Origin of the sequence: Massilia aerilata, assembly GCF_042656905.1 — a bacterium.
Lineage (GTDB): Bacteria > Pseudomonadota > Gammaproteobacteria > Burkholderiales > Burkholderiaceae_D > Telluria > Telluria aerilata.
The window spans coordinates 15,604-29,912 of record NZ_JBHSMZ010000012.1 but is presented as its reverse complement, the minus strand read 5'-3'; the positions used below and the strand labels follow the sequence as shown (position 1 = coordinate 29,912).

Genomic DNA, 14,309 nt, shown 5'->3' with positions numbered 1-14,309 from the left:
CGCGCCTTGCGGCAGCGTGGCTTTCGATGATGCATCGATGACGGGCGCTTACTTGACGCCCATCTCCTTCAGCAGGTTATCCGCGTGGTCGACCTTCTCCATGTTCCACAGGATGTAGCGGATGTCGACCTGGATGTCGCGGGTGGCGGCCTTGTTGAAGTCCCAGTCCGAGATGATCGAATCCAGGGTGCCGTCGAAGGCCAGGCCGATCAGCTCGCCCTTGGCGTTCAGCGCGGCCGAACCCGAGTTGCCGCCGGTGATGTCCAGGGTCGCCAGGTAGTCGACCGGCACGGTGCCCAGCTTCGGGTCAAGGTACTTGCCGAAGTCCTTGGCGCGGATCGCGGCCAGCTGCTTTTCCGGTGCGTTGAATTCGCCTTCGCCGGTGTGCTTGGCGACCACGCCCTTCACGGTGGTGAAAGCGGTCCAGGAACCGGTGCCGTCGGCGCCGTAGTTGCGGCCCTTGATGTTGCCGAAGGTCACGCGCAGGGTCGAGTTGGCGTCCGGGTAGACGGCCTGGCCGCGGCTGTTCATGTAGGCGATCTTGGCCTTCATGTAGCTGGCGTAGGCCTTCTGGATGTTGCCGCCCAGTTCCTCTTCCTCGGCTTCTTCCTTGCGGTCGGCGTCGTACAGGGCGACGGCGGCCTTGATGAAGGCGTCGTTGCTCGACTGGAAGTCCGCCGGCGACTTGGTCAGCCACTGGGTGCGGAAGTCCTTGTTCTGCATCTGCGAACCGGCGTACAGCTTGTCCAGCGCGGCCTTCAGCTCGGCTTCGTTCATGCCGGCCTTGATGCCGAGGGCGTTATCGAATGCCAGGTTGTGCTCGTTGGCCGGCTGTGCGCTGTACTGCTTCAGGAAGTTCAGCACCAGCGCCTTGTCGACCTTTTCGTCGTAGGTGCGGTCCTGGCCGGTGATGGCCGAGGTCATGCGCGGCATGTCGCGGTCCTGGTAGCCCGACTTGCGCTCGGCGTTCGGCTTGCTGCGCTCGTTGGCCAGGCGGTACAGGGTGCGCGCCGAATTCAGGAAGCGCGGGGTCGAGTAGCTCAGGAAGAACTCGCGCTTGACCTTGGCGTCGCGCTCGGCGATCAGCTTCTCGACGGCCTCGATGTCGGCGCCGAATTCGGCCTTGCGTGCGGCGTTCGCATTGATCCAGGTTTTGAGGGCGTTGTGCTCGGCGGTCTTGCGCGCCAGGATGTCGCTGCCTTCGTAGCTGGCGATCATGCCCTTGCGGTTCTTGTAGTAGTTGTTGACGCCCGCGACCTGGCTGGCGTACTTCAGCTTGGCGGCCGGATCGTTCTTGGTCTCGCGTTCGATGACGGCCAGGGTCTCGCCCGAGGCCTTCACGAAGGCCGGGTAGTTCCAGTCGAAGGTGAACGCCACTTCCGACGGCAGGCGGTGACGGTTGGTGCGGCCCGGATAGCCCAGCGCCATGATGAAGTCGCCTTCCTTCACGCCTTCCTTGGCGATTTTCAGGAAGTGCTTCGGCTTGTAGGGGACGTTATCCTTCGAGAACTCGGCGGATTTGCCGTCGCGGCTCACGTAGCCGCGATAGAAGCCGTAGTCGCCGGTGTGGCGCGGCCACATCCAGTTGTCGGTGTCGCCGCCGAATTTACCCACGCCCGACGGCGGTGCGTGCACCAGGCGCACGTCGCGGATTTCCAGCTGCTTGATGCGGTAGAACTCGAGGCCGCCGTAGAAGCTCGGCACCGTGCAGCGGTAGCCCGGCTCTTTTTCGCACTCGGCCACCAGGGCCTTCTGGTTCTTCTCGATCGCATCGACACGGGCCTTGCCGGTCAGCTTGGCGACTTCCGGGGTGATCACGCGGTTGCTGACGTTGGTCACTTCCTCGGTCACGAAGATGCGGCTGCCCGGCGCGGCCGGCAGTTCGTCGGCCATGGTCTTGGCCAGGAAGCCGTCGGCCAGCAGGTCGCGCTGCGGGGTCGAGTTGATCGCCACGCTGCTGTAGACGCAGTGGTGGTTGGTGATGACCAGGCCTTCCGGCGAGACGAAGGAGGCCGAGCAGCCGCCCAGGCTCACGATGGCGCCGGCCGGGAATTCGGTCAGCTTGGTGAGCGAGGCCGGATCGAGCTTGAGGCCGGCGGCTTTCAGTTGCTTGGCTACTTGTGGCAGCTGCTGCGGCATCCACATGCCTTCGTCGGCCTGTGCGGCGAAGCTGGTCAGGATGGCGAGCGATAAGAGGGATTTTTTCATCGGGTCCGTCGGTAGATAATTGTTCTTCACTGGCTCGAATGAGCTCGCAACAGTATGCGTATGTGAAAAACCACCGTCAACCCAAATTTTCCCGCGTCCTTACAGCTGCGAGCCGATCAGGTCGGCCAGCTTGCCCGCCGCCTTGTCGTGCAGGGGACGGTCTTCCCACTGCTGCAGCGAGATCGGTTTCGCGCGCAGCCAGTCCTGCTCGAACACGGCTTCCTGCTGTTTGGCGAACACCGGGTCGAGCACGTTCAGGTTGGCTTCGTCGTTCAGGCTGAAGGAGCGGTTGTCGAAATTGGTCGAGCCCACCGACACCAGCAGCGAATCGACCACCAGCGCCTTCACGTGGTACATGGTCGGCTGGTATTCGGCCATCTTGACGCCGGCCTTGAGCAGTGCGCCCCAGCGCTCGTGCGAGGCGGCGCGCACCACGTCGGAATCGATGATCTTGCCGGGCGTGATGATGCGCACCTCGACCCCGCGCTTGGCCGCCGCCACCAGCGCCTTGACCGCCAGTTCGTCGGGCACGAAATAGGAATTCGAAAGATGGATCGTGTGGCGCGCGGCGGTGATCGCCATCAGGTACATCAGGTGCATGCTTTCGCCGCCGCCGGTGATGGAGCTGGAAAACATCTGCGCCGGCGAGTCGCCCTTCGCAGCCAGGGCCGGGAAATACGCCTCGCCGTCCAGCACCTTGCCGGTGGCCTTGGTCCAGTTATCGTTGAACACGGCCTGCATCTGGCCGACCACCGGGCCCTCGACACGGAAGTGGGTGTCGCGCCAGTGGTCTTCATCCTGGCCATGGCCGCGCCACTTGTCGGCGATGCCGACGCCGCCCGTAAAGCCGATCTGGCCGTCGACGATCAGCAGCTTGCGGTGGGTGCGGTTGTTCAGGCGCGCCAGCTTCCACCAGACCGGCTTGTGGTAGCGGTGCACTTCGACGCCGGCGTCGCGCAGTGCTTTCATCGAGGCGTCGTCCATCTTGATGCTGCCGATGTAGTCCAGCATCAGGTGGACCTTGACGCCGGCGCGCGCGCGTTCGGCCAGGGCATCGGCGAATTCCTTGCCGATGGTTTCCGACCAGTAGATATAGGTTTCGAAGGTGATCGTCTTTTTCGCTTCGCGGATCGCCTTCAGCATGGCAGGGAAGATCTGGTCGCCGTTCAGCAGGACCTCGACCTTGTTGCCTTCGACCAGCGGCGGACCGAGCAGCACGCCGAGGGACCGGCGGAATTGCGGATCGTCGGTGTCGTAAAGCCGGGTGAGCTGGGTCTCGATCTTCTTTTCGGTCGGCGCAAAATTCAGCACGAGCAGACCCGCCACCACGGTGGCGAGGCAGGCGATCAATGCAACCATAGGACGTTTAATACGCATAAGCAGAATTTTCAGACATAAAAAAACCAACGCTGGAGAGCGTTGGTTTTAGCGAACATACCGCACTGCTTAGCGTGCGCGACCGCGACGCAGCAGGTTCACGATGGCCAGCAGGATGACGGCGCCCAGGAAGGAAACCAGCAGGGACGAGACGCTGAAGTCATCGGAGTTGATGGTGCCGGAGCCAAACAGCGGCGACAGCAGCCAGCCACCCAGGAAGGCGCCAACGATACCGACCACGACATTGAGAATCATGCCTTGTTCAGCGTCCGTTTTCATGACCATGCTGGCGAGCCAGCCGAGAATACCACCGACGACGATCCAGATAATGAATAACATGTTGATTCCTCCTCAAGTTGGAAAAACATACTCCAGGCCAATTGATTGCCGAGGCCATGGGCAAAGTCTACGGATGCGTATGCACCCGGGTCGGTGCGGCAACGAACGTTAGACGCGCAAAGTGAATTCGCGTTCTGTTGATAGACGGAATGTCAACGAATGAGTGCGTCAGCGAACAGAAGCGCACTGCTGGGCAGGAATATCTTTGCTAGACAAGCAGTGCATACCGATTGCCGTACACCGAACCTTGAGAGGACACACACCATGAGCATTTTCGACACCGATAAGCAGAAACAGAATCGTATGGTCACCGGCCTGTTCCCGGATCGCGCAAGCGCCGAACGCGCCTATAACACCATCTCTACCCGCGGCTACACCAAGGACGATGTCAACCTGATGATGTCGGACTCGACCCGTAAAACCCACTTCAACGACACCGAAACTGAACTGGGCAGCAAAGCAGCCGAAGGCGCCGGCGTCGGCGCGGGCATCGGCGGCACCATCGGCGCCGTGCTGGCCGGCGTGGCCGCACTAGGCACCACCCTGGTCCTGCCGGGCCTGGGCCTGGTGGTTGCCGGTCCGCTGGCGGCCGGCCTGGCCGGCGCGGGCGCCGGCGGCATCACCGGCGGCCTGATCGGCGCACTGATCGGCGCCGGTATTCCGGAAGAGCGCGTCAAGCACTATGAGGAAGGCATCAACAACGGCGGCATCGTGATGGGCGTGACCCCGCGCTCGGACGACGACATCGAATACATCAACAAGTCCTTCACCGACAACGGCGGCTCGCACGTGATCGGCACCGGCGTCGGCGCCCTGGCTGGTGCGGCCACCGGCGCTGCGATCGGCTCGGCAGCCGGCCCGATCGGCACCCTGGCGGGCGCCGCGATCGGCGGCATCACCGGCGGCATGGCCGGCAAGGGCGTGGGCGAAGTCGTGAACCCGAAAACGGGCGACGACCTGGGCGAACACTATATGGCCAAGGGCGTGGGCGCCGGCGCGGGCGCTGCAATGGGCGCCGCCGCGGGCGCGGTGGCCGGTCCGATCGGCATGGCTGCCGGTGCGGCGATCGGCGGCCTGGCCGGCGGCGCGGCTGGCCGCGGCGCGGGCGAAGTGGTGAATCCGCATTCGGAAGACCGCCTGCATGAACACAACCTGGCACAGGGCACCGGCGCTGCCGGCGGCGCGCTGGCTGGCGCTGCGATCGGCGCCGCGGCCGGCCCGATCGGCGCAGTGGCTGGCGCCGTCGCAGGCGGCATCGCCGGCGACATGGCCGGCAAGGGCGCCGGTGAAGTCGTGAACCCGAAAGCGGGCGACCAGCTGCACGAGCACAACCTGGCCGGCGGTGTCGGCGCGGGCGGTGGCGCGGCAACCGGTGCTGCGCTGGGCGCGGTGGGCGGCCCGATCGGCATGGCTGCCGGTGCAGCCATCGGCGGCATCGCCGGCGGCATGGTCGGCAAGGGCGCCGGCCAGCTGGTCAACCCGACCGAGGAAGACAACTACTGGCGCACCAACTACCAGACCCAGTCCTACTACTCGCCGGGCTACACCTACGACGACTACTCGCCGGCCTATGCGCTGGGCTATAACAACGCCCGCCGCTACCCGAACTACGACCTGGCCGAGCCGCACATGGCGGACGAATGGGATCGCGTGAAAGGCCATTCGCGCCTGTCGTGGGAGCAGGCCAAGTCGGCCAGCCGCGCGGCCTGGGACAAGGTCGAGCGTGCGATGCCGGGTGATCTGGATCGCGACGGCCGCTGATCGATGTGAACGTGGGCACGGTGTGCCCACCCTACGCATGTAAAAAAACCTCGGTGCCGCAAGGCCCGAGGTTTTTTTTACGTCCGGCAAAAAATTATTGCTTGATCGCTTCGACCTGGATCGCCAGCTTGACATCCATGTTGAAACCGAAGGATTCGCCGTAGCTCACGCCGAAATCGCTGCGCTTGAAGCTGGCCGAAGCGTCGGCGCCGCAGACTTCCTTCTTCAGCATCGGATTCATGATGCACTTGAACTTGTTGATGGTGAGGGTCACCGGCTTGGTGACGCCGTGCAGGGTCAGCTCGCCGTCGACCGATGCCGGGTTGTCGCCGTTGAACACCAGCTTGCCCTTGTAGGTCGCGGTCGGGAACTTGGCGACGTCGAACATCTCTGCCTTCTTGGCGTGTTCGTTCAGCTTGTCGTTGCCGAAGTCGATGGTGGTGGTGTCGATGGTGATGTCGACGGTGCCGGTCTTGGCCGCGCGGTCCACCACGATGCTGCCTTCGGACTTGTTGAACTTGCCGCGCCAGACCGACAGCCCGCCGAAGTGGTCGGCCTCGAAGCTCGGGTAGGTGTGGCTCGGGTCGACTTTATAGGTGTCGGCGGCGAAGGCGCCGGTTGCCAGCGTGGCGGCGAGGAGGGCGATGCTCAGGTTCTTCAGTTTCATCAGACGGGTTCCCTTGGGTGAGTGTGGCTGCTTGTTTGCTGCTTGCTTAACGACGATTACTGTCCCGCGGCGACGCGGAACTTGATGAGGACTTCATCGGCGACCATGCTCGTATCCTGCCACTCGCCTTCGCCGACATTGAAGGCCAGGCGCTTGATCGGCAGCTGGCCTTCGAATACTTGTTTGCCGCCTTGCGGCTTGACCGTGAGCGGGAAGCTGACGTCAAGCGTCTTGCCCTTGATGGTCAGCTTGCCGGCGACGGCCAGTTTGCCGGCGCCGGCCGGTTTGATCGAGGAGGAGACGAAGCTCGCCTTCGGGAACTGGGCCGAGTTGAACCACTCCTTCTTGGCGATCTCCTTGTTGTAGTCGGCCTGGCCCATGTCGAAGCTGGCGGTGTCGATGTCCACGCGCGCCGTCGCCTTTTCCGGGTGCGCGGCGTCATAGTCGATCTGCGCGGTAAAACGCTTGAAATTCGATTCGACCGGCACGTCCATTTGCTTGAACACGGCCGAGACGGTGCTGTGGGCGGCGTCGGTCTTGAGCGGCGCGGCGTTGGCGATCAGGGCGGCGCCGAGCAGCGTGGCGGACAGGGCCGCGGTCAGGGTAGGGGATGGTTTCATGGTGACTCCTTCAATGGGAACGGCCGGGCAGCATGCGGCGCATGGTGCCGTCGCGGTCGATGAGCTGGTGCTTGAGGGCGGCCAGCAGGTGCAGGCCGACCAGGCCCGCCAGCAGCATGTTGAGCCAGTAATGCACCGGTTTCAGGGTCTCGGCCAGCGCCGCGTTCTTGGCGAAGAACACCGGCAGCTTGAACAGGCCGAACCAGACCACCGGGACGCCGGCGGCCAGCGTGTACAGGTAACCCGATACCGGCACCGCGAACATCATGAAGTACAGCAGATGGTGCAGGCCGTGGGCGGCGCCGCGCTGCCAGGCCGGCATCGCCGCCGGCAGCGCGGGCGGGCGCTGCTTCAGGCGCCACAGCAGGCGCAGGGCCGCCAGCAGCAGCACGGTCACGCCGGCCCACTTGTGCCAGGAGAAGTAGCGCAGCTTGGTCGGCGAAAAGCCGGGAATGTCCGTCATCACCAGACCAAGCGTGAAGGCGCCCACGATCAGCACGGCGATCAGCCAGTGAAGCACGATCGCGATCGTGGTGTAACGCGCTTGTTCCTGATGTTGCTGAAGCTGCATGTTGTCTCCGGGATCTGTTCTTGTTGGAACGCGATCTTAACAAAATAGCTGATGTATTAATTCCAGACTCTTTCGCTACTTTAACGATTCCACCGGGCTTGAGGAAGACAGGCAAACGGATAACATTGTTCAACTGATGGGACAATCCATGATCAATGGCCGGGCCTGCGCACGTTAGCCCGGCCGTCAACGACGCTCTGCAGGGAAGGAACGTAAAATGTTGACGAGACCGATTTATAAATGATAATTGTCGGACATGAAAATTTCCGAAAAAAATTTATGACGCGCCACCTGTCCTTCCTGCTGCTGGGTATGGTTACGGCCGCCTGTGCCCAGGCTAGCGGAGACCAGGACGGCGAGCGCACCGCCGCCGAGCGCCAGGCGGCGGAATTCGCCGACCTGTCGATCGAGGAACTGGCGAACATCGACGTGACCTCGGTTTCCAAGCGCCCCGAGCGCCTGCAGGACGCGCCGGCCTCGGTGTTCGTGATCACCGCCGACGACATCCGGCGCGCCGGCAGCCGCAGCCTGCCCGAAGCCCTGCGCCTGGCGCCCAACCTGCAGGTGGCGCGCGCCAGCAACAGCGGCTACTACATCTCCGCGCGCGGCCTGAACGGCACCAGCAACAGCCCCGCCAACAAGCTGCTGGTGATGATCGACGGCCGCTCCGTGTATTCGCCGCTGTTCTCGGGCGTGTTCTGGGACGAGCCCGACGTGATGCTGGAAGACGTCGAGCGCATCGAGGTGATCAGCGGCCCGGGCGGCACGCTGTGGGGCGTGAACGCGGTCAACGGCGTCATCAACATCATCACCCGCCATGCGGCCGACACCCAGGGCGACCTGCTGGCGCTGCGCGGCGACAGCGACGGCGCGCAGGCCGCCTTCCGCCACGGCGCGGGCGACGCCGGCCATCGCTGGCGGGTCTACGGCAAGGTGTTCGGCCTGCCCCGCAGCGAACTGAATACGGGCGCGCACATCGACGACGCCTGGGACCAGGGCCAGGTGGGCTTCCGTTCCGACTGGGAGCGCGGCGCCGACCGCTTCAGCGTCAACGCCAACGCCTGGCGCGGCCGCCAGGGCCAGCCGGCGCCGGGCGCCATCTCCGCCCCGGGCGCCGGCACCGGCGTCGACGACATCATCACGCGCGGCGCCAACCTGAGCGGGCACTGGGAACATGCATTGGACGACGGCGGCAGCGTCAGCGTGCTGGCCTATGTCGACCACCGCTACCGCCAGGTGCCGCCGACCTTCACGGACTCGGTCGACATCGCCGACGTCCAGGTCCAGCATTCGCTGCCGGCGCTGGGTGCGCACAATATCGTCTGGGGCGGCGAATACCGCTACAGCCGGGACAGCGTCACCAACAGCCGCTTCGTGGCCTTCCTGCCGGCCAGCGACAAGCAGGCCTGGGCCAGCCTGTTCGTCCAGGACCAGGTCGCGCTGCGCGACGACCTGCAGCTGACGGCCGGCGCGCGCTACGAACGCAATCCCTACACCGGCGCCGAGTTCCTGCCGACCCTGCGCCTGTCCTGGCGCATGTCGCCGGCGCACTCGCTGTGGACCGCTTACTCGCGCACCGTGCGCGCGCCCTCGCGCCTGGACGTCGACGCCTTCGTTCCCGGCGCGCCGCCTTTCCTGCTGGCCGGCGGCCCGCGGGTGCGCTCCGAAGTGGCGCGCGTATTCGAGCTCGGCTACCGCGGCCAGGTGGGGCAGGACCTGTCGTATTCGGTCACGGCTTTTCGCAACCTGTACGACCACCTGCGCACCACGGACCTGACCCCTGCCGGCACGATCGAATTCGGCAACCAGATGGAAGGACGGGCGCACGGCATCGAGGCCTGGGCCAGCTACCAGATGAGCGAGGCATGGCGCCTGTCGGCCGGCGTCACCGCGCTGCGCGAGCGCTTCAGCCTGAAGCCGGGCAGCACGGACCTCGGCAGCTTGGCGACCACCGGCGTCGACCCGGCCTACACCGCCCAGCTGCGCTCGAACTACGCTTTCGACAGCGCGCGCGAGCTGGAAGTGGCGTTGCGCCGCGTTGGCCCTGTCGGCCTGCTCGCGGTGCCGGGCTACACGGCCGTCGACCTGCGCTTCGGCTGGCGTTTCGCGCCGGGGATGGAATTGTCGGTGATCGGGGCCAACCTGAACGGCGGGCACCGTGAGTATGGGGTGGCGCAGTTCGCCAGCGAGGTGCCGCGGAGCTTGGGGATCAAGCTGGTGTGGCAGCGCTAGATCGTCATTCCCGCGAAGGCGGGAATCCAGGTTCTGCGTGCGCTATCGAAGGCGAACAAACTTGGGTCCCCGCCTGCGCGGGGACGACGAGTAGTCCGCGGGGACGACGGTTAAGGTGCAGGAACGACGAGCGTACTTGGCTTAGATCGCCTTCGCCAGCTGCGCCGCCAGGCCCGTGTAATTCGCCGGCGTCATCGCCAGCATCAAGTCCTTGGCTTCCTGCGGCACGGCCAGGCCGCCAATGAACTCCTGCAGCGCCTCGCGGGTGATGCCCTTGCCGCGGGTGAGTTCCTTCAGCTGTTCATACGGGTTGGCGATGCCGTAGCGGCGCATCACGGTCTGCACCGGCTCGGCCAGCACTTCCCAGTTCGCATCCAGGTCCTGCGCCAGGCGCTGCGGGTTCACTTCCAGCTTGTTCAGGCCGCGCAGGCAGCTGTCGTAGGCCAGCAGCGCGTAGCCGAAGCCGACGCCGATGTTGCGCAGCACCGTGGAGTCGGTCAGGTCGCGCTGCATGCGCGAGACCGGCAGTTTATCCGCCATGTGGCGCAGCACCGAATTGGCCAGGCCCAGGTTGCCTTCCGAGTTCTCGAAGTCGATCGGGTTGACCTTGTGCGGCATGGTCGACGAACCGATTTCGCCGGCCTTCAGCTTCTGCTTGAAGTAGCCCAGCGAGACATAGGTCCAGATGTCGCGGTTCAGGTCCAGCAGGATGGTATTCGTGCGCGAGATGGCGTCGAACAGCTCGGCCATGTAGTCGTGCGGCTCGATCTGGATGGTGTACGGATTGAAGGTCAGGCCAAGCCGCTGCTCGATCACGTTCTTCGAGAAAGTGGACCAGTCGAACGACGGGTAGGCCGACAGGTGGGCGTTGTAGTTGCCGACCGCGCCGTTCATCTTGCCGAGGATCTCGACGCCTTCGATGCGCTTGACGGCGCGCTGCAGGCGCGCGACCACGTTGGCGAATTCCTTGCCGAGGGTGGTCGGGCTGGCGGTCTGGCCGTGGGTGCGCGACAGCATCGGCAGCTCGGCGTTGACGTGGGCGATGTCCGTCAGCTTCGCGATGATCGCCTGCAGGGCCGGCAGCATCACGCCGTCGCGCGCCGCTTTCAGCATCATGCCGTGCGAGGTGTTGTTGATGTCTTCCGAGGTGCAGGCGAAGTGGATGAACTCGCTGGCCGCGACCAGTTCCGGCACGTCCTTGACCTTCTCCTTCAGCCAGTATTCGACGGCCTTGACGTCGTGGTTGGTGACGGCTTCGATTTCCTTGATGCGCGCGGCGTCGGCATCCGAGAAATCGGCCGCCAGCTTGTCGAGCAGGGCGCCGGCTTCGTTCGAGAACGGCTTGAGTTCGGCAAAGCCGGCCTGCGCCAGCGCCTGCAGCCAGGCGATCTCCACCTTCACGCGGTGGTGCATGAAACCGGCTTCCGACAGGATGGGACGCAGCTTGTCGGTCTTGGCGGCATAGCGGCCGTCCAGCGGGGACAGGGCCGACAGGGTCGAGGAGGAGGTAGAGGTCATGGCGGGCAGGCGGGGATGATTGCAAAAGCGCGATTTTACCATCGGGAGCCTGCACGAACCGTGTTTGTCAAGCCGAACGTGGACAGCGTTGCAAGCCTTTCCCACCCCCTTATCCGGCGTTTGGCCGATGCTATACTGTGAGCCACTCCCCTTACTCGAGCATTTATGAAACTGATCGGTTCTGTCACCAGTCCCTATGTGCGCAAGGTGCGCGTCGTGTTGGCAGAGAAGAAGCTCGATTACGCGTTCGAGCTGGAAAACGTGTGGTCGCAGGAGACGAAGATTTCCGCCTCCAACCCGCTCGGCAAGGTGCCCTGCCTGGTCATGGAAGACGGCAGCGCGATGTACGATTCGCGCGTGATCGCCGAGTACCTGGACACGCTGACGCCGGTCTGCAAGCTGCTGCCGGCCAACAGCCGCGACCGCGCCAACGTCAAGGTATGGGAAGCCCTGGCCGACGGCGTCGGCGATGCCGCCGTGCTGGCCTACCTGGAGCGCACCCAGCGCCCCGCCGAGCTGCAGAGCCAGGCGTGGATCGACCGCCAGATGGGCAAGGTGAAGAATAGCCTGCAGGTGATGTCCGATCACCTCGGCGAGCAGGCTTTCTGCATGGGCAACCACTACACCCTGGCCGACGTCGCCGTCGGCTGCGTGCTGGGCTGGCTGTCCCTGCGCTTCCCCGACATCGCCTGGCGCGACCAGCATGCCAATCTGGCGCGCCTGTTCGACAAGCTGTCCGAGCGTCCGTCCTTCAAGGACACCGTCCCGGTCGTCGCCTCGTGAATACACCAGTGAACAAGCCTGCCTCGACCACGGTCGTGTTCGGCGAAGCCCTGGTCGACGAATTCCCGACCGAGCAGGTGGTGGGCGGCGCGCCCTTCAACGTCGCGCGCCACCTGGCCGCCTTCATGGAGCCGGCCCTGATGATTACCCGCATCGGGCGCGACCGCAACGGCCAGGCCGTGCGCGGCGAGTTCGAGCGTTTCGCGATGAGCGACGCCGGCCTGCAGCTGGATCCGATGGAAGAAACCGGCCGCGTGGTGGTCGAGCGCAATGGCCAGGAGCATCGTTTCCGCATCCTGCCGCGCCAGGCCTACGACTTCATCGACGCCGGCGCGGCCACCGCCAGCCTGGCGAAGGTCGAGGCCGGTCTCGTCTACTTCGGCACCCTGGCCCAGCGCGGAGAAGGTTCGCGCGCGGCCCTGGCCGCCGTGCTGGAGGCAAGCCCGGCCAGCCGCTACCTGGACCTGAACCTGCGCCCGGACCAGGTCGAGGAAGCCACCGTCACGCGCTCCTTGAGCGCGGCCGACATCGTCAAGGTCAACGAAGAGGAATTGCAGGCGCTGTTCCAGTGGTATTTCCAGATCGGCCCGGACGACGCGGCGCTGTCGACGGAAGAAGTGCACGCGGCCTGCCGCGCGCTGATGGACCGCTTCGGCCTGGAGACCCTGATCGTGACCCTGGGCCACCGCGGCTCGGTGGTGTTCCTGGCGGACGGCGGCACGATCGCCACCCGCGACACCCCGGCGCCGCCCTTCGTGATCGACACGGTGGGGGCGGGCGACGCCTTCTCGGCGATCTTCCTGCTGGGCCGCGCGCGCGGCTGGCCGCTGGCGCTGACCCTGGCGCGCGCCAACGAATTCGCCGGCGCCATCTGCGCGGTCGCCGGCGCGGTGCCGCGCGACCTGAACTTCTACGACAAATGGGTCAATCGCTGGCGCGAAGGCACGCCGGCGGCAGCGTTCACATCTCGCTGACGTCGCCCATCTGGCTTTGTAAGTAATTCTGGATCCCCACCTTGACGATCAGGTCGAGCTGGGTTTCCAGCCACTCGATGTGTTCCTCGGTGTCTTCCAGGATCTCCAGCAGCAGGTCGCGCGACACGTAATCGCGCGCCGCTTCGCAGGCGGCGATGCCGTCCTTAACGCACTGCTGGGCGCCGCGCTCCAGCTTCAGGTCGCATTCCAGCATCTCCTGCGCCGACTCGCCGATCAGCAGCTTGTGCAGGGCTTGCAGGTTGGGCAAGCCATCCAGCATCAGGATGCGGTCGATCAGCCGGTCCGCGTGCTTCATCTCGCCGATCGACTCGTCGTACTCCTTCTTGCCGAGGCGGGTGAAGCCCCAGTGCTTGTACATGCGGGCATGCAGGAAGTACTGGTTGACCGCGGTCAGCTCGTTGGTCAGCTGCGCATTGAGCGCGCGGATGATGTTCGGATCGCCCTTCATGAAATCCCTTTCTTATTAGTTGTTCAAATCGATGCCAGCGCAACGCCGCCGGCCAGCAGCAGCGAGACCGACGCGATCGCGATCCCCACCGTGCGCCGGCGGTTGGTGAGCGTCCACAGCACCACCCCGGACAGCGACAGCAGGATGATCGAGCCGGCCAGCGTGTCCACCAGCAAGATCCAGCCCATGGGCATGCCGACGCCCTTGTGCAGGTTGATCAGGGTGGCGAAGACATTGTTCTCGTTGCGCTTGAGGGTAAGGTAATTGTTGCCGACCCAATACTCGGCCTGGACCGCGCCGCTGGGCGAGGTGAAGCTGGCGCTCCAGCGCGCCGGCTGGACCAGGGCGCGGTCGCCCCAGGCCACCGGCCGCGCCGGCTCGGCTTTGACGCGCGCCGGATCGGGCTGGAGCTTGAGCGAGGATTTCAGCCAGGCGGCCAGCGCCTCCGGATCGGCGGGCGCCGGGTCGGGCAGGGGAATCTGTACCGTGCTTTCCTGCACCTGGGCGGCGGGAATCTTCAGCACGGCGCGGTGGTTCAGCAGGATGCCGGTGCTGCCGAACAGCAGGCCGAGCACCGCGCCCCACAGGCCGATCCAGCCATGCATCTTGCGCAGCCATTTGACGGCGATAGCGCGGCGCGAGGGCGCGGGTGGCGGTGGGACCGTGAAGGGTTGCGGCGGCGTCCTCGGGGAGCGAAACGGGATGACGGGCATAAGACAGGCGTGATGGCTGCGTTGGAAGCACCATGTTATCAGGACGCGCCGCCCATCGGCCACTGCGCACGGCGTAA

Annotated in this window: 13 protein-coding genes; 4 read left to right on the top strand and 9 right to left on the bottom strand. The window is 65.0% G+C overall.

Features of this window, described 5'->3' with window-relative positions; all coding sequences use genetic code 11:
* Positions 1–48 precede the first annotated feature (48 nt).
* From ACFPO9_RS16410 to ACFPO9_RS16400, 3 genes are all read right to left on the bottom strand, one after another.
* Positions 49–2,208, bottom strand: coding sequence for a S46 family peptidase (locus ACFPO9_RS16410; RefSeq protein WP_379772211.1), 2,160 nt, complete (start codon positions 2,206–2,208; stop codon positions 49–51).
* Between the two features lie 99 nt (positions 2,209–2,307).
* A complete protein-coding gene (locus ACFPO9_RS16405; RefSeq protein ID WP_379772210.1) occupies positions 2,308–3,567 on the bottom strand; it encodes a phospholipase D-like domain-containing protein in 1,260 nt (419 codons plus the stop codon).
* 87 nt (positions 3,568–3,654) lie between these two features.
* The gene (locus ACFPO9_RS16400) at positions 3,655–3,924 is read right to left on the bottom strand and encodes a GlsB/YeaQ/YmgE family stress response membrane protein (protein ID WP_047826747.1); all 270 of its coding nucleotides are present in this window, start codon (positions 3,922–3,924) and stop codon (positions 3,655–3,657) included.
* A gap of 264 nt (positions 3,925–4,188) precedes the next feature.
* Between ACFPO9_RS16400 and ACFPO9_RS16395 the strand changes: the two genes are divergently transcribed.
* On the top strand, positions 4,189–5,685 hold the full coding sequence (locus ACFPO9_RS16395; protein ID WP_379772209.1) for a hypothetical protein: 1,497 nt from the start codon (positions 4,189–4,191) through the stop codon (positions 5,683–5,685).
* A 94-nt stretch (positions 5,686–5,779) separates the two neighbouring features.
* Here ACFPO9_RS16395 and ACFPO9_RS16390 read toward each other — a convergent pair whose 3' ends face one another.
* The 3 genes from ACFPO9_RS16390 to ACFPO9_RS16380 are packed head-to-tail and all read right to left on the bottom strand — an operon-like array spanning position 5,780 to position 7,543.
* A complete protein-coding gene (locus tag ACFPO9_RS16390) occupies positions 5,780–6,352 on the bottom strand; it encodes a YceI family protein (RefSeq protein ID WP_379772207.1) in 573 nt (190 codons plus the stop codon).
* Positions 6,353–6,408: 56 nt separating this feature from the next.
* Positions 6,409–6,972, bottom strand: coding sequence for a YceI family protein (locus tag ACFPO9_RS16385; protein WP_379772206.1), 564 nt, complete (start codon positions 6,970–6,972; stop codon positions 6,409–6,411).
* Between the two features lie 10 nt (positions 6,973–6,982).
* The gene (locus tag ACFPO9_RS16380) at positions 6,983–7,543 is read right to left on the bottom strand and encodes a cytochrome b (RefSeq protein WP_379772204.1); all 561 of its coding nucleotides are present in this window, start codon (positions 7,541–7,543) and stop codon (positions 6,983–6,985) included.
* 279 nt (positions 7,544–7,822) lie between these two features.
* Between ACFPO9_RS16380 and ACFPO9_RS16375 the strand changes: the two genes are divergently transcribed.
* A complete protein-coding gene (locus tag ACFPO9_RS16375; RefSeq protein WP_379772202.1) occupies positions 7,823–9,775 on the top strand; it encodes a TOL_0244 family TonB-dependent receptor in 1,953 nt (650 codons plus the stop codon).
* Between the two features lie 141 nt (positions 9,776–9,916).
* On the opposite strand, the gene purB is transcribed toward ACFPO9_RS16375, so the two are convergent.
* Positions 9,917–11,293 carry an adenylosuccinate lyase gene (gene purB / locus ACFPO9_RS16370; protein ID WP_379772200.1) on the bottom strand — a complete coding sequence of 459 codons (1,377 nt, stop codon included), beginning with the start codon at positions 11,291–11,293 and terminating at the stop codon, positions 9,917–9,919.
* Positions 11,294–11,458: 165 nt separating this feature from the next.
* Here purB and ACFPO9_RS16365 point away from each other — a divergent pair, with 165 nt between their 5' ends.
* Both ACFPO9_RS16365 and ACFPO9_RS16360 read left to right on the top strand, forming a co-directional pair.
* Positions 11,459–12,076, top strand: coding sequence for a glutathione S-transferase family protein (locus ACFPO9_RS16365; RefSeq protein ID WP_379772198.1), 618 nt, complete (start codon positions 11,459–11,461; stop codon positions 12,074–12,076).
* Between the two features lie 8 nt (positions 12,077–12,084).
* Positions 12,085–13,050: a PfkB family carbohydrate kinase gene (locus tag ACFPO9_RS16360; RefSeq protein ID WP_379772197.1), complete on the top strand. Its 966-nt coding sequence runs from the start codon at positions 12,085–12,087 to the stop codon at positions 13,048–13,050.
* On the opposite strand, the gene bfr is transcribed toward ACFPO9_RS16360, so the two are convergent.
* Positions 13,037–13,519, bottom strand: a complete 483-nt coding sequence (gene bfr / locus ACFPO9_RS16355; protein WP_379772195.1) for a bacterioferritin — start codon at positions 13,517–13,519, stop codon at positions 13,037–13,039. The genes ACFPO9_RS16360 and bfr overlap by 14 nt on opposite strands.
* 23 nt (positions 13,520–13,542) lie before the next feature.
* A complete protein-coding gene (locus tag ACFPO9_RS16350; protein ID WP_379772194.1) occupies positions 13,543–14,232 on the bottom strand; it encodes a PepSY-associated TM helix domain-containing protein in 690 nt (229 codons plus the stop codon).
* Positions 14,233–14,309 lie beyond the last annotated feature (77 nt).